The 18,688-nt window shown below is 62.7% G+C and carries 14 protein-coding genes; 6 read left to right on the forward strand and 8 right to left on the reverse strand.

What is annotated here, in order from left to right; translation table 11 throughout:
• Position 1 precedes the first annotated feature (1 nt).
• Genes K6T12_RS03150 through pilM form a run of 4 tightly spaced genes read right to left on the reverse strand, consistent with a single transcriptional unit; the run spans position 2 to position 2,792 of the window.
• The gene (locus K6T12_RS03150; RefSeq protein WP_255611506.1) at positions 2 to 583 is read right to left on the reverse strand and encodes a pilus assembly protein PilP; all 582 of its coding nucleotides are present in this window, start codon (positions 581 to 583) and stop codon (positions 2 to 4) included.
• Complete coding sequence (gene pilO / locus K6T12_RS03155) at positions 567 to 1,169, reverse strand: type IV pilus inner membrane component PilO (protein WP_222219390.1); 603 nt, start codon at positions 1,167 to 1,169, stop codon at positions 567 to 569. Before pilO ends, K6T12_RS03150 begins: the two co-directional genes overlap by 17 nt.
• Positions 1,166 to 1,723, reverse strand: a complete 558-nt coding sequence (locus K6T12_RS03160; protein WP_222219392.1) for a PilN domain-containing protein — start codon at positions 1,721 to 1,723, stop codon at positions 1,166 to 1,168. The genes pilO and K6T12_RS03160 overlap by 4 nt, the downstream gene beginning before the upstream one ends.
• A gap of 13 nt (positions 1,724 to 1,736) precedes the next feature.
• Entirely contained in the window at positions 1,737 to 2,792 is a 1,056-nt protein-coding gene (gene pilM / locus K6T12_RS03165) for a type IV pilus assembly protein PilM (RefSeq protein ID WP_222219394.1), read from the reverse strand.
• Between the two features lie 267 nt (positions 2,793 to 3,059).
• On the opposite strand from pilM, the gene K6T12_RS03170 reads away from it, so the two are divergent.
• Entirely contained in the window at positions 3,060 to 5,399 is a 2,340-nt protein-coding gene (locus K6T12_RS03170; RefSeq protein ID WP_315853556.1) for a penicillin-binding protein 1A, read from the forward strand.
• Positions 5,400 to 5,495: 96 nt separating this feature from the next.
• On the opposite strand, the gene K6T12_RS03175 is transcribed toward K6T12_RS03170, so the two are convergent.
• Positions 5,496 to 6,860, reverse strand: coding sequence for a sigma-54-dependent transcriptional regulator (locus K6T12_RS03175; RefSeq protein ID WP_222219399.1), 1,365 nt, complete (start codon positions 6,858 to 6,860; stop codon positions 5,496 to 5,498).
• 11 nt (positions 6,861 to 6,871) lie between these two features.
• Positions 6,872 to 9,118, reverse strand: a complete 2,247-nt coding sequence (locus K6T12_RS03180) for a sensor histidine kinase (protein ID WP_255611507.1) — start codon at positions 9,116 to 9,118, stop codon at positions 6,872 to 6,874.
• A gap of 162 nt (positions 9,119 to 9,280) precedes the next feature.
• Here K6T12_RS03180 and pyk point away from each other — a divergent pair, with 162 nt between their 5' ends.
• Positions 9,281 to 10,717 carry a pyruvate kinase gene (gene pyk / locus K6T12_RS03185; protein WP_222219401.1) on the forward strand — a complete coding sequence of 479 codons (1,437 nt, stop codon included), beginning with the start codon at positions 9,281 to 9,283 and terminating at the stop codon, positions 10,715 to 10,717.
• Between the two features lie 295 nt (positions 10,718 to 11,012).
• On the opposite strand, the gene acuI is transcribed toward pyk, so the two are convergent.
• Positions 11,013 to 12,008: an acrylyl-CoA reductase (NADPH) gene (acuI, locus tag K6T12_RS03190; protein WP_222219403.1), complete on the reverse strand. Its 996-nt coding sequence runs from the start codon at positions 12,006 to 12,008 to the stop codon at positions 11,013 to 11,015.
• 183 nt (positions 12,009 to 12,191) lie between these two features.
• Between acuI and K6T12_RS03195 the strand changes: the two genes are divergently transcribed.
• From K6T12_RS03195 to gshA, 3 genes are all read left to right on the forward strand, one after another.
• A complete protein-coding gene (locus K6T12_RS03195) occupies positions 12,192 to 12,941 on the forward strand; it encodes a FadR/GntR family transcriptional regulator (RefSeq protein ID WP_222219405.1) in 750 nt (249 codons plus the stop codon).
• A gap of 112 nt (positions 12,942 to 13,053) precedes the next feature.
• Entirely contained in the window at positions 13,054 to 15,327 is a 2,274-nt protein-coding gene (locus K6T12_RS03200) for a Tex family protein (RefSeq protein ID WP_222219407.1), read from the forward strand.
• Between the two features lie 98 nt (positions 15,328 to 15,425).
• Entirely contained in the window at positions 15,426 to 16,991 is a 1,566-nt protein-coding gene (gshA, locus tag K6T12_RS03205; RefSeq protein WP_222219409.1) for a glutamate--cysteine ligase, read from the forward strand.
• A 196-nt stretch (positions 16,992 to 17,187) separates the two neighbouring features.
• Here the strand turns inward: gshA and K6T12_RS03210 are convergent, their stop codons facing one another.
• Positions 17,188 to 17,664 (reverse strand): PACE efflux transporter, encoded by a 477-nt coding sequence (locus tag K6T12_RS03210; protein ID WP_222219411.1) that lies wholly within the window; start codon positions 17,662 to 17,664, stop codon positions 17,188 to 17,190.
• Positions 17,665 to 17,756: 92 nt separating this feature from the next.
• On the opposite strand from K6T12_RS03210, the gene K6T12_RS03215 reads away from it, so the two are divergent.
• Positions 17,757 to 18,647, forward strand: coding sequence for a LysR family transcriptional regulator (locus tag K6T12_RS03215; RefSeq protein WP_222219413.1), 891 nt, complete (start codon positions 17,757 to 17,759; stop codon positions 18,645 to 18,647).
• Positions 18,648 to 18,688: the final 41 nt, after the last annotated feature.

The raw sequence follows: 18,688 nt of genomic DNA on the forward strand, positions 1-18,688 counted from the left end.
CTTAAATATTGTCCTTCACTTGCAGCATCAGGTTACGTGGACGCTTCATCCACCCTCCGCGCCCGTTGGAGATAATCTCGACCAGCTCGAGCCGGTCCTGTTTGATCGCCATAACGCGACCGTGATCCAGACCCATATAATGCCCTTCTGAAACCATATGCACCTGGCCCAGCTCATCCCTGACCAGCGCCCGTAACGGCCGCTCGGCACCGGCCCGGATGGTCCCGACCATCTGCAACCGGTCCAGCGCGAAGGCTTCCAGGGCTTGGCGCCGGCGTTCCAGATCGGGTTTGATGGTATCGGCAACGGTCCCCTGCCGCTCATTCTCGGTCTGCGCGGCCAGCGCCGCCAGCGGCTTGAACGGGTCGCGCAGACTGGAGCCCTCATAGACGAAGCTGTGATAGGGCTTGAACTCCGGCAGCGGTTCGATCGCGCCGCGCGGCTTCGCCCGCGCCTGCTGCACGAACAGCTCCAGATCACTGACATCTTCGACCCAGACACAACCGCCCAGAGCCAGCCCCAGCGACAGTATCAGGCTTTGCCCGACCCGCCAAAGATGACGTCGATCAGTATTCATCATCATAACGATAGGTCCTGGCATCGATTGTCATTAGGAGCTTGCCGCTACTCGGCACGATGCTGAAATCATGCAGCGTAACGATTCGCGGAATCGCCGCGATTCCACTAACAAACTCACCCATCTCATGATAATTGCCGCGCACCTTGATATTGATCGGCAGCTCCACGTAAAACTCCGCCTTACGCTCCTCGCCCAGTGCGATCTCTTCGATCTGCAAGCCGCTTTCCCGGCCGATATTGGTGATATCGTCCAGCAGCCCGGGCACCTCCTTATCGGTAGGCAGCTGTTTGAGCAGTTCGGCGAACCGCTCCTCCACATCCATCATCTGCTGGCGCAGCGCCGGCAGGTTGGCAACCTGGAAGGATTTCGCCTCATAGAGCTGCTTCAGTTCCAGCTCCTTACGCATCTCATGCTCTAAAGCACGGTACTTGTCCACCGTGTAGTAGTTGATGCCCGCCGCCACCAGTGCACCGAACACCAGCAGGTAAGCGATCAATTTAACCCCGATCGGCCAGTTGCCGGCGGTGCTCAGGTCCAGGTTGTTGGGATCGAACCCCTTGAAGGCGTTCTTAAACGAATCCGCATTCATTGCGCCGCCTCCTGCTTATCCGCATCCGGTTTTTTCAGCGGTACGGCCAGATAAAAGCTCTTGCCGCCCCCTTCACTGCCAACCTTGCTGAGATTGGGCTCGCCAAACCAGACCGAACCATCCAGGTTTCGCATCAGGCTGGAGACCATCAGGCTGTCCCGGGCCAGCCCTTCGATCGCCACCTGCTCACCCTTGCGAATCAGCGAGTTGTAATGCACCTCATCCGGCAGTACCCGCACCAGTTCGTCGAAGTTACGCACGATGATCGGTCGGTTGCCCTGCAGCTCCTGAATCGCATTCAGGCGTTCCAGCAGGCGGGTACGGGTATTTTTCAGCTCCTCAATCTCCCGGATCAGCTGTTCCAGCTTGACCAGTTCCTGCTGCAGGTAGCTGTTGCGTGCCAGCTGGCGGGACTTCTGGTAGTCGTAGTAGTAGCCGATACCCAGTACCACCAACGCCGCCAATATCACCACCGCCAGCATGTTGGAGACAAACTGCTTCTGGCGTTGCGCAGTGCGCTCCTCTCGCCAGGGCCTCAGGTTGATGTTCGCCATCGTCTCCCCTTACTCAACTGGTGGCGCGCAGTGCCAGGCCGCAGGCTTTCACCAGCGAAGGCGCATCGCGTTGAATCTGATCGGTGCTGTATTTCGGATTGCAGTTCATCGCCGCGAAAGGATTGGCCAGCAGGGTCGGCACCCCCTCCTCCTCCTGCAGCTGATCGGCCACCCCATCCAGCAATGCCGTGCCGCCCATCAGCAGAAGCTGGTCCAGCTGGCTGTGTGCCTCGGACGAGTAGAAGAACTGCAGTGCCCGGGAGATCTGCTGCACCACTGTGCCGCGAAACGGCAGCAGTACCATCTCGCGAATCTCGTCGCTGACCTCATTGCGGCGCAGCGCGTTCACCACTTCGTCCTCTTCGATGTTGTACTGCAGCTGGATGGCCCGCACCAGTTCGGCGCCACCGAACGCCTGCTCGCGTGAATAGACGATCTGGTTGCCGCGAAATACGTTGAGGGTGAGGGTGGTAGCACCGATGTCGACCAGGCCGACCAGGGCATTCTCGGGCACCTCCCGAGTTAGCAGCGGCATCACCCGTTCGATGGCGTAGCTGTCGACGTCGACCACGTCGCATTTCAGCCCGCTGCCGGCCAGCGCGTCCTCGCGCTGATCGACCTGGTCGCGCCGACAGGCTACCAGCAGGATATCGTTCAGTCCGGCGTGGCCGTTGGCCGGCCCGAGCACTTCGAAATCAAGGGCCACCTCGTCCAGGGCATAGGGGATGAATTGATCGGCCTCGACCCGGATCTGGTCTTCCAGTTCCATCTCCGTGAAGGCATCACTGAGTTCGAGGCGCTTGGTGATTACCGAGGAGGCGGGCACCGCAACGATACCGCGCTTCAGCGCGGTGCCGCTGATCCGCACGGCCTGCTCGACTGCGTTAGCAACCGCGGCTGCGTCCTGAATGGCACCGTCGGTCACTACCCCGGATGGCAAAGAGACAACGGCATAGCTGTCCAGTCTCAGCTGCTCGCCTTGACCGGTCAGCGCTACCACCTTGACCGAGGAGGAGCCGATATCGACACCGACCCAGCCTACCGATTTTTTCCCGAATAAACCAAACACAAAGTCAGTTCCTTAAATGCTGGCGGAGGATTGCCGCAGCTTACTGCTATATCGGGGCCTTTTTTTTACCGTGGCCGCGTTGGGCTATGGGCTTCTCAGATCATGCCTATATAATGACCTATCGCCAAACCAACGTGTTGTAGCACTAGCATGCGCGCTTTCTCTTCGCTTTTCAAAATCCTGTTTAAGATCGGCCTGTTGGCTGGTTTTTTTAGTGTTATTTCAATAATCGGAGCCTATGTCTACTTTTCTCCGCAACTTCCGCCGGTGGAAACCCTGCGCGACGTGCAATTCCAGACGCCGCTGCGGGTTTACTCGGCCGACCAGAAGCTGATCGCCGAGTTCGGCGAAAAGCGCCGAACTCCAATTAGCGTAGATCAGATTCCGGAACAATACGTACAGGCGTTGCTGGCGGCGGAGGACAGCCGCTTCTACAAGCATGTTGGCATTGATATCAAAGGCTTACTGCGAGCGGCGGTACAGCTGGCGACCACCGGCCATATCCAGAGCGGCGGCTCGACCATCACCATGCAGGTGGCCAAGAACTTCTTCCTGACCCGTGAACGAACCTTCAAGCGCAAGTTCATGGAGATCCTGCTGGCGCTGCGGATCGAGCAGGAGCTGAGCAAGGACGAGATCCTCGAGTTGTATGTCAACAAGATCTACCTCGGCCACCGCGCCTACGGTATCCAGGCCGCCGCCACGGTCTATTACGGTACCACCATCGACCAGCTCAGCCTGGCCCAGCTGGCGATGATCGCCGGCCTGCCGAAGGCACCGTCGGCCTACAACCCGATCACCAACCCGGAGCGGGCGCTGGAGCGCCGTAACTGGATCCTGCAGCGGATGCACGCGCTGGCCTATATCGATGACGAAAGCTACGAGATCGCCCGCCAGTCGCCGGTCACCGCCCGCTATCATGGCAGCGATATCGAACTGCAGGCCCCTTATATCGCCGAGATGGTGCGGGCCGAACTCTATGCCCAGTACGGCGACAACCTCTACACCGACGGCTACCGGGTCTATACCACGCTGGACAGCCGGATGCAGAATGCCGCCTATACCGCCTTACAGAACGGTCTGCTGGCCTATACCGAGCGACACGGCTACCGCGGACCGGAGAAACAACTGCAGCTGGCGTCGATCGGCCAGGAGAAGGCATTCGCAGAGCTACAGAAATTTGCCAGCTATGGCGATGTCGAGCCGGCGCTGGTGTTGTCGGTCGCCGAGCGTAGCGCCGAGTTGGTGCGCAAGAGCGGCGAGCGGGTCAGCCTGGACTGGGACGCCTTGTCCTGGGCGCGCAAATACCTCAGCGTCAACGGCATGGGGCCGCGACCGAAAACCGCCGCCGATGTCCTCACCGCCGGCGATATCGTCCGGATCCGGCCACGCCAGCCGGACCAGAAGCAGGACCAACCGGCCCAGACCGCCGCAACAGCCACCGACTGGCAGCTGACCCAGCTGCCACAGGTACAGGGCGCGTTCGTCGCGCTGGATCCGAAGAACGGCGCCATCCGGGCACTGCTGGGCGGTTTCAACTTCCACCACAACAAGTTCAACCGGGCGGTGCAGGCCAACCGCCAGCCGGGCTCCAATTTCAAGCCGTTCATCTACACCGCCGCGCTAAACCAGGGCTACACCCCGGCCACGCTGATCAACGACGCACCGGTGGTGTTCCACGACGACAAGCTGGAAGCCAGCTGGCGGCCACAGAACTACAGCAAGAAGTTCTTCGGCCCGACCCGGCTGCGGGAAGCCCTGTACCGTTCGCGCAATATGGTATCGATCCGCATCCTGCAGGGTGTCGGCATCAACAACGCGCGGTCGTTCCTGACCAAGTTCGGCTTCGATGCCGAGCGGTTGCCGAGCAACCTGTCGCTATCACTGGGCAGCGCCGACGTCACACCGCTGGAGATCGCCACCGGCTATGCGGTGTTCGCCAACGGCGGCTTCAAGGTCAATCCGCACTTCATCAGCCGGGTGGAAGATGCCTACGGCAAGCTGATCACTGCCAGCAAACCGGCCACCGTCTGCGAAGACTGCGTCTATTTGGGCGAACAGGCGGACGGCGCAACACCGGCCGTGGCCGACGGCCAGCAGGTCAGCCCCTATCCACTGGCCGAACGGATTCTCGACAAGCAGGTCGGCTACCTGATCTACAACATCATGCAAGACGTGATCAAGCGAGGCACCGGCCGCCGCGCCAAGGTGCTCAAGCGCAACGACCTGGCCGGCAAGACCGGCACCACCAACGACCAGAAGGACGCCTGGTTCTCCGGTTTCAACGGCGACTTGGTGGCGACCACCTGGGTCGGTTTCGACCAGCCGCAAACCTTGGGCCGCAGCGAATACGGCAGCCGTGCCGCACTGCCGATCTGGGTCGACTTCATGCGGGTGGCGTTGGATGGCGCACCTGAAAACGCCCCGGTACCGCCGGACGGCATCGTCACCGTCAAGATCGATCCGAAAACCGGCCTGCTGGCCTACCCGGGACAGGAGGATGCGATCTTCGAGGTGTTCCGCGAGGACAATGCACCGACCCGAGTGGCCAGCACACCGGGCGCTCCGGGCAGCACCGCCGGCGGGGTTACCGAGGAGCTTTTCTGAGTGGACAGTGGACAGTGGACAGTGGACAGTGGACAGTGGACAGTTAGAGCACCGCGCTCACTGTTCACTGTCAACTCATAGCTGTTAACTCACGCCTCACGACTTATAGTCGTTCTTATCCAGCCCGAACTTTTTCATCTTGTCGTACAGCGTCTTGCGCGGCAGGCCGAGGCTTTGCAGGGTGTCGTTGATCGAGCCGCCATGGCGGCCCAGTTCGGTGTGGATCAGCATCTTCTCGAACCGCGCCACCTGATCGGGCAGGGTCATCCCCGAGGCGTTGCTGTCGGTGATCGGCCGGTTTTCGAAGTCGAAAGTGCAGGCCTCACCCAATAGCACGTAACGCTCGGCCAGGTTGCGCAGTTCACGCACGTTACCCGGCCAGCCGTGCGCCATCAGGCTGTGCAGCCGCTCGGCCGACAACGGCGGCACCTCGCGGCCATACTGGTTGGAAGCGATCAGTGCGAAGTGCTGGAACAGCAACGGGATATCATCGCGCCGTTCACGCAGCGGCGGGATATCGATCCGCACCACGTTGAGCCGGTAGTACAGGTCCTCACGGAACTCACCGGCTTCGGCACGCTCCTTCAGGTCGGCCTTGGAGGCGGCCACCACCCGCAGATCGAGTGGAATCAGCTGGTTGGAACCGAGCCGTTCGATCTCCCGCTCCTCCAGTACCCGCAGCAGCTTGACCTGCAACGACATCGGCATGCTCTCGATCTCGTCGAGGAACAGGGTGCCGCCGTTGGCGTGTTCGAACTTGCCGATCCGCCGTGCCTTGGCATCGGTGAAGGCGCCCTTCTCGTGGCCGAACAGCTCCGACTCGATCAGGTTCTCCGGCACCGCGCCGCAGTTGATGGCGACGAAGTTGTGATCGCGCCGCTGGCTGTGCTCATGGATATAGCGCGCCAGCAGATCCTTACCGGTACCGGTCTCACCCATCAGCAGGATATCCGCCGGCGCTTCGGCGATCGATTGCACCAGCCGGCGCATCTGGGTGACCGCCGGAGTGTTGCCGATCACCCGCGGGCCGGGCGCGCTCTGCGCCGCCAGATCTTCGCGCAGGCGGCGGTTCTCCAGCGTCAGCGCCCGCTTCTCCGCCGCCCGGCGCACCACGTCCAGCAGCAACTCGGAGGAGAACGGTTTCTCGATAAAGTCGTAGGCGCCATCGCGCATCGCGTTGACCGCCATCGAGATATCGCCATGACCGGTAATCAGGATCACCGGCAGATCGGGGTCGATCGCCTGGGCCCGCTTCATCAGCTCCAGGCCATCGATGCCGGGCAGGTTGATATCGGTCACCAGCACCCCTGGGCACTGCTCGGTCAACAGTTCCAGTGCCGGCTCGGCCCGCTCCAGCGCGGTCACCCCGTAGCCACCCAGTTCCAGCGTCTGGCCGGCGGCCAGGCGGATATGTTTCTCGTCATCCACCAGAATGATGGGGATCTCGTCAGCCCGTTGCATACTCTGTCCTGTTATCGGGTTTGGTCCGGTTGCGGCGCCGGGCAAACCGGCAATGTCAGGGTGAACACCGCGCCGCCGAGCGGATGGTTGGCGGCGCTGAGCTCGCCACCCAGGCTTTCAATAATGCGGTGCGAGATCGACAATCCAAGCCCCAGCCCCTGACCGGCCTTTTTGGTGGTATAGAACGGTTCGAACACCCGCTCCAGCTCCTGCTCGGGGATACCGGGACCGTTGTCACGCAGATGCAGCTTCAGCCACTTGCCCTGCTGCTCGATGTTGATCTCGATCGGTTTCTCGGCGCGCGCCTCCATCGCCTGTAGCGCGTTGCCGATCAGGTTGACCAGCACCTGCTCCAGCCGCACCGTGTCGCCCAGCACGTAATAGCGCTCCAGTTGGTCCGGCCAGCAGATATTGGCGCGTTCCTTATCCAGCCGGCCATACATGATCGACATCGCGCCGTCGCGCACCGCCTTCAGGCAGACCGGTTGCGGCTGGCCACTGCTGTTGCGGGAGAACTCCTTTAGCGGGTGGATGATCTTGGCCATCCGCTCGGTCAGGCCACCGATCTCCGCCAGGTTGGCCTGAGCGGTCTCCAGCTTGCCCATCTGCAGGAAGGCGCGGGCATTGTCCGCATAAGAGCGGATCGCGGTCAAAGGCTGGTTCAGTTCGTGGTTGATGCCCGCCGACATCTGGCCGAGAACCGCCAGCTTGGCGGTCTGGATCAGCTCGTTCTGGGTTTTCTGGTGCTGAGTCACCTCGTCACGCAATTTGGTATTGGCCCGGGTCAGGTCGACGGTGCGCGCCTGAACCCGGCTCTCCAGCTCGTCATGGGCCTGCTGCAGCTGCTGCTCATACAGCTTGCGCTCGGTGATGTCGTGAATGGTGACGATAAAGCGTTGCACGCCGCCCACCATCATCTGGCCGATGATCAACTCGATCGGGAACAGACTGCCGTCCTCACGCCGACCGTGCGCCTCGATCAACAGCTCGGCCGGACGCTGCGACTCGTCGGCAGTGATATGCTGCCAGCAGACCGGCCGGTCCTGCTGGGCCAGCAGGCGGCTGAAATACTCGCCGCGCAACTGTTGTTCCCGCGCCCCGAACAGCTTCTCAGCGGTGGTGTTGAAAGAGTCGATCCGGCCCTGGCTGTCCAGGGTGATCAGGCCGGCATGGGTATTATCGATAATGGCGCGGATACGGGCTTCGTTCTCCTCCAGCGCCTCGGTACGCTGCTGCTTGAAGCGGGCCCGCTCGCGCTGCGCCTTCTGGCGGGTCAGCAGGAACATAACCAGCAGCACCAGCGTCACGTACCCGAACGCCACCAGTGTCACCGTCTCGAACACCGCCTCGGAGACCACCTTGGTGTTGGCCAGTATCTGTACCAGCAGGCCACTGTCCGGCAGTGCCGCCGATTGCATCAGGTATTGGCGCGCCCGGATACCGTCCAGCGCCTGGTTGGCGATCCGTTCGCCCTCCATCAGGGTGATCAGCGTACTGCCGTCACCGCGCTGCTGCCGCTCGATGATCTCCAACGCCTCGATCGGATGGTCACCGTAGCGCAGGCTGCCGACGATCCGCTGCATTTCGGACGATGACAGCGGCTTCAGGGCGCGGAACTTCCAATCCGGCCGGGTGGAGATGAACACCACCCCGTCCTCGTCGGTGACTAGGATATCCATCAGCGGATCGTTCCAGTCCTCCTCGATATCATGCAAGTCGATCTTCAACACCACCACGCCGAGAATCTTGCCGGCTCTCTGCACCGGGTAGGAGAAGTAGTAACCGCGCTTCTTGGAGGTGGTGCCCAGCGCCGAGTAGCGGCCGGGCCGGCCCTGAATGGCGTCCTGGAAGTAGGGCCGGAAGCTGAAATTGCGGCCGATGAAGGTGCGCGGTTCAAGCCAGTTGCTGGCCGCCACGGTCACCCCGTCCGCCGCCATCAGATAGACATCGGCAGCCCCGATAATGGCGTTGACCTGCCGCAGATAGACACTGGCCCGCCGGCGCCGTTCGGGGTCGTCGGGGGCGAGCAGCAGGTTGACCAGATCGGAATGGGTGGCCAGCAGATTGGGCAGGTCACGGTAGCGATCCAGCTTCTGATCCAGCGCCAGCATATAGCGGTTGAGGTTGGTCTGCGAACGCTGCTGCAACTCCGCCAGTGCCTGGTTGCGGCTCAGCGACGCGGTCTGGCCGATCAACAGCAGGAATACCAGTGCCAGCAGGACACCGGTCAACAGCCGGGTGCGTTGTGAAAGGTTCAACAGGGACTCTCGCTGGATACTTGACGATTAGGCGCCGCAGCGCCTTTCCATTATGCGCCGCCGGTACGGATCTTGAAATACCCGCGCCGGCATCATACTTTGGTAGCGGACTTGCGCTCCGCGCAACCGATGCCCTCACCTTTGTCATGGGACCCACCAACAATGCTGAAACGCACCAAGATCGTAGCCACCCTCGGCCCGGCCACCGACCAACCCGAAACCCTGGAGCAGCTGCTGTGCAGCGGCGTCAACACCGTGCGGCTGAACTTCTCGCACGGCAGCGCCGACGACCACCGCCGGCGCGCCACCGAGGTACGCGAGATCGCCCGCCGACGGGGCCTGGCCGTGGCGGTATTGGGCGACCTACAGGGGCCGAAGATCCGCATTGCCCGCTTCAAGGATGGCCCGATCCAGCTGGCAGCCGGCGACCGTTTCACGCTGGACGGCGAGCTGGCCACCGAAGCCGGCGATCAGCACCAGGTCGGCCTCGATTACAAGGACCTGGCCCGCGACTGCGAGCCGGGCGACCTGCTATTGCTCGACGACGGCCGGGTACAGCTGCGGGTGCTGGCGGTCAGCGGTAGCAAGGTCGACACCGAAGTGGTGATCGGCGGCCCGTTGTCCAACAACAAGGGGATCAACAAGCAGGGCGGCGGCCTGTCCGCCGCCGCGCTGACCGACAAGGACCGGCGCGACATCCTGGTCGCCGCCGAACTGGACATGGATTACGTGGCGGTCTCCTTCCCGCGCACCGCCGCCGACCTGCAGGAAGCCCGCGCGCTGCTGGACGCCGCCGGTAGCCGGGCCGAGATCATCGCCAAGGTAGAGCGCGCCGAGACGGTCGCCAGCCCGGAGGCGCTGGATGAGATCATCCGGGCCTGTGACGGGGTGATGGTGGCCCGCGGCGATCTCGGGGTGGAGATCGGCGACGCCGAATTGATCGGTGTGCAGAAGCACATCATCAAGCGCGCCCGCGAGCTGAACCGGGTAGTGATCACCGCCACCCAGATGATGGAGACCATGATCCAGAACCCGATGCCGACCCGCGCCGAGGTGTTCGACGTCGCCAATGCGATTCTCGACGGCACCGACGCGGTGATGCTGTCGGCCGAAACCGCCGCCGGCAACCACCCGGTCGAGGTGGTACAGGCGATGACCCGGATCTGCCAGGGCGCCGAGAAACACCTGCTGTCGCGGCCGGCCCCGACCGGCATCACCCAACGCTGCGAGCGGATCGACGAAACCATCGCCCGCTCGGCGATGTACACCGCCAACCACCTGGTCGGCGTCAAGGCGATCATCTGCCTGACCGAATCCGGCTCCACTCCGCTGTGGATGTCCCGTATCCGCTCCGGCCTGCCGATCTACGCATTGACCCGCAACGAACGCACGCTGCGCCGAATGGCGCTGTATCGCGGTGTCGAGCCGCTGTTCTTCGACGCCACCTCGGTGGACGAAAAGCAGCTCAACGAGGCGGTGCTCAGCATGCTGAAGGACCAGGGCCAGCTGGACAGCGGCGACCGGGTGCTGCTTACCCGCGGCGCCTCACTGGGCAACGAAGGCGGCACCAACTCGATGCAAGTGCTAGAGGTGAGTTAACAGTTTTGCAGTTAACAGTGGGAAGTTGACAGTGTACAGCGGGCTACCTAGCCCGCTGACCGTCCTAACTGTCGTTCAGGATCCAACGCATCTATGCAAATAGCTTTGCAAGGATCAGCAGCCAGCAACGGGCAGCGCGCAAAACGCCACCTCTGTTAACCGATTACTTAAAACTATCCGCTGTCCCGCCATCACCACGCGAGGCGCAAAGCCTGCGAATAGCAGCGGGGTATGATCCCTCTGTTAACTTTTATCTGTTAACTGTCCCCTCAATACTCTGTTCACTCATAACTCATCACTTCAAATCCACCACCACCCGGCCCTGCACCTGGCCGTCGATGATCTGCCGGGCCTGCTGCGGCACCTGCTCCAGCGGCACCACCTGGGTGATCTGCTCCAGCATCGCCAATGGCAGCTGCTTGGCCAGCCGGTTCCAGGCCTCGATGCGGCGCGGTTTCGGACAGAGCACCGAATCCACCCCCTGCAGCCGCACATTGCGCAGGATGAACGGCATCACCGTGCTCGGCAGGCGGAAGTCACCGGCCAGGCCGCAGGCGGCCACCGTGCCGCCGTAGTTGGTTTCGGCCAGCAACCGGGCCAGCATCTCGCCGCCGACGGTATCGATCGCGCCGGCCCAGCGCTGTTTCTCCAGCGGGCGCGGTTTGGCGGCCATCTCCTCGCGGCTGAGGATCTCGCCGGCACCCAGCTCACGCAGATAGGCGTGGGTCGATTCGCGGCCGGTCACCGCCGCCACCTGGTAACCCAACCGGGCCAGCAAGGCCACCGCCACCGAGCCGACCCCGCCGGCGGCGCCGGTGACCACCACCGGCCCGCTGTCCGGGCGGACGCCGCCCTCTTCCAGCGCCATCACGCACAGCATGGCGGTCAGCCCGGCGGTACCGATCGCCATCGCCTGGCGGCCGTCCAGCCCCTCCGGCAGCGGCACCAGCCAGTCCGCCTTCAGCCGCTGACGCTGGCTGTAACCGCCCCAGTATTTCTCGCCGACGCTCCAGCCGGTCAGCACCACCTTGTCGCCGGCCTTGAACTCCGGATTGGCCGATTCCAGTACGCTGCCGGTCAGATCGATGCCTGGCACCATCGGCCAGTTCAACACGATCTTGCCGGTGCCGGTCACCGCCAGGCCATCCTTGTAATTGAGACTGGAGTAATCGACCGCCACCAGCACCTCCTCGTCCGGCAGGTCGGCCAGGGTCAGTTGTTCGATGGCGGCCTGGGTCTGGTTCTGCTCGTCCTGGCGCAGCAGTAACGCTTTAAAAGTCTGTTGAGTCACGCTTGCTTCTCCTGCGGTTTCGCTAAGGTCTGGGCAGCAGGTTGATATGGCCCTGCCATTGTTCGTTTTTTAAACTAACGGGCAAATTCCATATTTGTCAAACAAATATATATTTATCGATAGATCACAGGCTGTGGTAGAGTTAACGCTCACCCGAATTTCCAGAGCGCAGTGTCCCGACCTATGGCTATCAAATACGAGAAACTGGTCACCCAGAGCCTGGCCAAGCAGATCTCGGAAAACATCCGCGACGCGATCCTGCAGGGGCGACTGAAAGTGGATGAACGGCTACCCACCGAGGAGGAGCTCGCCCAGCGCTTCTCGGTATCCCGGCCGACCATTCGCGAGGCACTGAAACGGTTGGCGGCGCAGAACCTGATCCGCTCGCAGCGCGGCCCCACCGGCGGCACCTTCGTCAAGAAGCCGTCGCGCGAGGAGCTGAGCAGCGCGCTGACCAATGCCGCCACGCTGATGGTGACCCTGGGCGAATTCGATCTGGCGGCGATCGTCGAGGCACGCCGCGAGATGGAGCAGCTCTGCCTGAAACTGGCGGTGCAGCGGCGTACACCGGAACAGTTGGCGATCATGCAAGAGGAACTGGACAACCAGCGCAGCGAGATCAGCGACGAGGCGTTCTGCGCCTCCGATATCCGCTTCCACCGCGCCATCGTCGACGGCTGCGGCAACCCGATCCTGCAGTTCAACATGTACACCGTGATCGAAGCGCTGCAGCCACTGACCAATATGGTGGCCAACCGCTTCCGCGACCGGCAGCAGATCGTCGAACTGCATCAACAGCTGTATGACGCCATAGAGGCACAGCAGATCGAAGTGGCCAGCACCACCCTCGACCAACTGATCGAGTACCTGCGCGACCAGTACGCCAAGGCCCTGGCCTGGCAGCAGCAGAAGAACCCGCCAAGCCCCGGCTGACCGCCGGACCGTGCGCCGCGATGGACGCTTTTCGGCGCCAAGGCAACGCTGTGCTACCATCAGCACAGATCTAGCGTTGCCATCATTTCCCGCCGTCTGTTCCGGAGTTTCCATGTCTATCGAACACCAGATCGCCAGCGAGCTGCAGGTCCGACCGCAGCAGGTCGAAGCCACTATCCGGCTGCTCGACGAGGGCGCCAGCGTGCCGTTCATCGCCCGTTACCGCAAAGAGGTTACCGGCGCACTGGATGATGGCCAGCTGCGCACCCTGGCCGAGCGGCTCGGCTACCTGCGCGAGCTGAATGCCCGACGCGACACGGTGCTCAACAGCATTCGCGAACAGGGTAAGCTGACCACCCAGTTGGAACAGCAGATCCTGGCTGCCGACAGCAAGGGCCGGCTGGAGGATCTCTACCTGCCCTACCGACCGAAGCGGCGCAGCAAAGCCGAAAAGGCCCGCGAGGCCGGGCTGGAACCGCTGGCAGAACGGCTGCTCCAGGAGCCGTCAGCCAACCCGCAGCAGGTGGCCAAGCCGTTCGTGCAAGGCGATATCGCCAGCACGGAAGACGCACTGGAGGGTGCCCGCCAGATCCTGATCGAGCGGTTCGCCGAAGATGCCGAACTGCTCGGCAACCTGCGCCGCTGGCTGCAACAGCAAGGCGAGCTGCAGGTGCGCGCAGCACGCGGCAAGGCGGACGACAACAGCAAGTTCCGCGACTATTTCGACTACCGCGAGCCACTGCGCAAGGTACCGTCGCATCGGGCATTGGCGATTCTGCGCGGCCACCAGGAGGGGATCCTGCGCTACAGCCTGCTGCCGCCGGAGGGGCTGGAGCAGGAGGGCAGTACGCGGATCGGCCGTCACTGGCGATTGCAGGGTCGCTGGTTGCTGGACTGCGCTGAGCAGTGCTGGAAACAGAAGCTGCAACCGCAGCTGGAAAACGACCTGATCAAGCAGTTGCGCGAGCAGGCTGAACAGGAGGCGATCAAAGTGTTCGCCGATAACCTGAAGGACCTGCTACTGGCTGCGCCGGCCGGCCCGCGCGCCACCCTGGGGCTGGACCCCGGCCTGCGCACCGGTGTCAAGGTGGCGGTGGTGGATGCCACCGGCAAACTGCTCGATACCGCCACCATCTATCCACACGTGCCGAAGAAACAGTGGGACCAGTCGCTGGCCACGCTGACGGCGCTGACCAAGAAGCACCGGGTCGAACTGATCAGCATCGGCAACGGCACCGCCTCGCGGGAGACCGAACAGCTGGCCCGCGAACTGGTCAAACAGCTGCCGGCGCAGCAGCTGACCGCGGTGATGGTCAGCGAGGCCGGCGCCTCGGTCTACTCCGCCTCGGAGACCGCCGCCGCCGAGTTCCCGCAACTGGACGTCAGCCTGCGCGGCGCGGTCTCGATCGCCCGCCGGCTGCAGGATCCGCTGGCCGAGCTGGTCAAGATCGAGGCCAAGGCGATCGGGGTCGGCCAGTACCAGCACGATGTCGACCAGAATCGGCTGGCGGACAGCCTGGCGGCGGTGGTCGAGGATTGCGTCAACCATGTCGGCGTGGACGTCAACACCGCTTCGGCAGAACTGCTCAGCCAGGTGGCCGGGCTGAACCGCGCCACCGCCGCCAATATTGTCGCCTACCGCGACCAGCACGGCCGTTTCCAAGATCGCAAGCAGCTGCTGAAAGTGGCCCGGCTCGGCCCCAAGGCATTCGAGCAGTGCGCCGGCTTCCTGCGCATTCAGGACGGCGACAACCCGCTCGACAACTCGGCGGTACACCCGGAATCCTACCCGCTGGTGGCGCGGCTGGCCGAGCAACTGAACTGTACCCTGGCCGAGCTGGTCGGCGACCGGCAGCGGTTGCAGCAAGTCCAGCAGGCACTGAAGCTGGCCCTGGCGGAACAATTCGGCCAGTACACCGTCACGGATGTGCTTAACGAACTGGAGAAGCCGGGCCGCGACCCGCGCCCGGAGTTCCGGGCGGCGCAATTCGCCGACGGCGTCGAGACCCTGGCTGACCTGGCGCCGGGCATGGCGCTGGAGGGGGTGGTCACCAACGTCACCAACTTCGGCGCCTTCGTCGATATCGGCGTACACCAGGACGGTCTGGTGCATATATCACAGCTGGCCGACCGCTTCGTCAGCGATCCACGCGAGCTGGTCAAGGCCGGCGATATCGTCCAGGTGCGGGTGCTGGAAGTAGACCAGAACCGCCGCCGCATCAGCCTGACCATGAAAAAGGCCGCATCGGATGGCGAGCGACCGCCAGCCGACCGTCGCAGCCAGGACCGGCCAAAACCGGGCCGCAAGCCCGCCGCCAAAGGCGAGCGGCAGGGCCCGGCAAACAACAGCCTGGCTGCCAAACTTAAGGAAGCCGGGCTCGGTTGACGTTCTGTACGGCACTGTTGCCGTTTTCAGCACAGTAATTTAGTGGCGGCTGCTCTATAATTGGCCGCCTTACATCCGCCAGAGAAGGATTGGGTATTTTGTCTGCGGCACTCGAAAACACACTGGCATGGCTGCGTAATGGTGGCCATGCACCGCTGTTGAAAGGGATCCTGCACGGGATCGAGAAGGAGGGCCTGCGGGTCGACGCCTCCGCTCGTCTGGCGCAGACCCCCCATCCCATCTCACTGGGTTCGGCGCTGACCCACGACCATATCACCACCGACTACTCGGAAGCGCTGCTGGAGTTCATCACGCCGGCATTTACCCATGTCGACGAGGCGCTGGAGTTCCTGGCCGACCTGCACAGCTTCACGCTGCGCCAGCTGGGCGACGAGGAGCTCTGGTGCGCCAGCATGCCCTGCCCAATTCCCGGTGAGGAGGCGATCCCGATCGCCCGTTACGGCAGCTCCAATATCGGCCGGATGAAACATATCTACCGGGTCGGTCTGCAACACCGTTACGGCAAGATGATGCAGACCATCGCCGGCATCCACTACAACTTCTCGCTGCCGGAAGCGCTCTGGCCGCTCTACCAGCAACGGCTCGGCAACCACGACAGCCTGCAGGATTTCCGCTCCGCCGGTTACTTCAAGCTGATCCGCAACTTCCGCCGCCACTCCTGGCTGCTGCTCTACCTGTTCGGCGCATCGCCGGCGCTGAGCGCCAGCTTCATGGGCGACAAGCCGCACCAGCTGCAGTCCCTGGACAGCGATACCCTGTATCTGCCCTACGCCACCTCGCTACGGATGAGCGATCTGGGATACTCCAACAAGGCCCAGGCCTCGTTGAATATCTGCTTCAACCAATTGCCGACCTACGCTGCCAGCCTGCACCGGGCGATCCAGACCCCCTACCCGGGTTACGAACGGATCGGTATCAAGGTGGACGGCCAGTACCGCCAGCTGAACGCCAACATCCTGCAGATCGAGAACGAGTACTACAGCGATATCCGGCCCAAGCGGATCACCCACTCCGGCGAGAAACCGATCCACGCGTTGATGAGCCGCGGCGTCGAGTATATCGAGGTGCGCAACACCGATATCAACCCGTTCCTGCCGCTGGGTATTGACCGCGAGCAGAGCGACTTCATCGACCTGTTCCTGCTCAGTTGCCTGTTCGACGAAGATGGTGATATCAGCAACGAAGAGTGCGAGCTGATCAGCGAAAACCACGAACGGGTCACCACCCGCGGCCGCGAACCGGGCCTGATGCTGCAAACAATGGATAGTGAAATCAGCCTGCAGGACTGGGGCCACCAGATCCTCGACCGCGCCGAACAGGTGGCGGAGCTGCTGGACGACGTTCACCGCTGCGACCGTTACCGCAGCGCCGTTGCTAGCCAACGCGCCAAACTGGCCGACCCGGAACAGACCCCGTCCGCCCAGCTGCTGAACGTGCTGCGCGACGAACGGATCAGCCATACCGAGCTGGTATTGCGCGAGAGCCAGCGTCATCGCACGACCCTGCTGAACCGGGAGATCAGCGAGAAACAGCAGACCCACCTGAGCGGACTGGTCGGCGATTCGCTGCGAGCCCAGGCGGAACTGGAAGCCGGCGATACCATCGACTTCGACCAGTTCCTGACCAACTATATGACGCAGTAAGGGCCCTACCGAAACCAAACGTCGCAGGCGTTGCCCTTGTCGCCGCGAGGGCGCGCCTTCCACGCGTCGGGTGGCACAAACCGGTAACGGCCGGGGCTCACAGTATGGTCCGGTATTCCGGCGAGCGCCCTCAAACAAAAGGACTCAAAAAAACGGGCAGCCAGTGGCTGCCCGTTTTTTGTTTTCCCGACCGTTCTCAGGCGGCGCTGAGCTGCTGCTCATCCACCGCTTCCCGAGCCGGCTGTACCACCGGGAAGATCCGGTCGTACAGCCAGGTAAAGATGTAGGTGTAGACCACGATGAACGAGATGATCGCCAGATCCATCATCAGCGCCTGCAGCCAGCTCACCTGCAGCCACCAGACCACGATCGGCAGCGAGGTCAGCGTCAGTACGCTCTCGAATCCCACCGCGTGCGCTACCCGAGCCAACGGTGAACGCTCGGTCGGGACCCGCCCGGCGCGCACATCGAGCATATCGAACAGATAGTTGTAAACCGGGTTGATCAGCATCGCCTTGAGGCTCAGCACCAGTGCCATGGCGCCGACATCCAGGGTCTGGCGCTCCAGCACATGGGCGATGGTCGGTGCCGACATCAGAATCAGCAGCGCCTCGAACGTCAGCATGTAGCGGATGCGGTCCCATTTGGTACGTACAGCAATCTTGTTGGCCATCTCATGCCCCCCCTCTCCAGAATATGGCGGGCATTCTAGTTATAATCAGCATATATAAAAGTTAGTTTCTATCGATTTTGGAGATAGGTTGAATGTCGAGTCTGGACCAACTGGAAGCCTTCGTCGCCGCCGCCGAACAGGGCTCCTTCTCCGCTGCGGCACGCCGGCTGGGCAAGGTGCAATCGGCGGTCAGCAATGCGGTCAACAACCTGGAGATCGAGACCGGCGTGCAGTTGTTCGACCGCAGCAGCCGCAGCCCCAAACTGACCCCGCAGGGCGAGGCGCTGCTCAGCTCCGCCCGCGCGGTGATCAGCAGCCAGCGCGCCTTCATGGCACGGGCCGGCACCCTCAATGCCGGCACCGAGACCAAGCTCTGTATCGCCATCGAGCAGAGCGTATCGATCCAGCCGCTGCTCGGCCTGCTGGTCGAGTTCGAGAATCAGTTCCCCTATATCGAGCTGGAACTGCTCGACCCCGGCACCAACGATGTGGCGGTGCTGGTGCGCGAGAACCGGGCCGATATCGGCCTGATGATGGAGCAGGAGCACTATCCGCAGGGCTTCATGTTCCGCGGTATCGGCCACTCCCGACTACTGCCGGTGTGCAGCCGGCACCACCCGCTGGCAGGTCGCGGACCGGTCAGCCATGCCGATCTGCGTGGTTACCGCCAGCTGATCACCCGCAGCCGCAGCCTGGAGGACAGCAGCCATACCCGCTACCAGATAAGCCCGCAGTGCTGGTTCGCGGAAAGCCCCTATATCATCCTGGAGCTGCTGGTCGCCGGGTTGGGCTGGTCGGTGCTGCCGGAAGCAGTGGTCACCGACAAACTGGCGGCTGGTGAACTGGTACGACTGGAGTTGGCCTACCAGCCGGTGGCGGCCCTGCAGGGGGTGGATGTGGTCTGGACCGAGACCCGCTCGCTGGGTAGCGGCGGCCAGTGGTTGCTGGATCGGCTGTTCGAGCTGCGCTTCGATCAGCATTGATCGATTGCCGGAGCAGGTCGCCCGCAGAGTGGGCTGCTACG

The sequence above is a fragment of the Marinobacterium arenosum genome (genome assembly GCF_019795155.1).
Lineage (GTDB): Bacteria > Pseudomonadota > Gammaproteobacteria > Pseudomonadales > Balneatricaceae > Marinobacterium_C > Marinobacterium_C arenosum.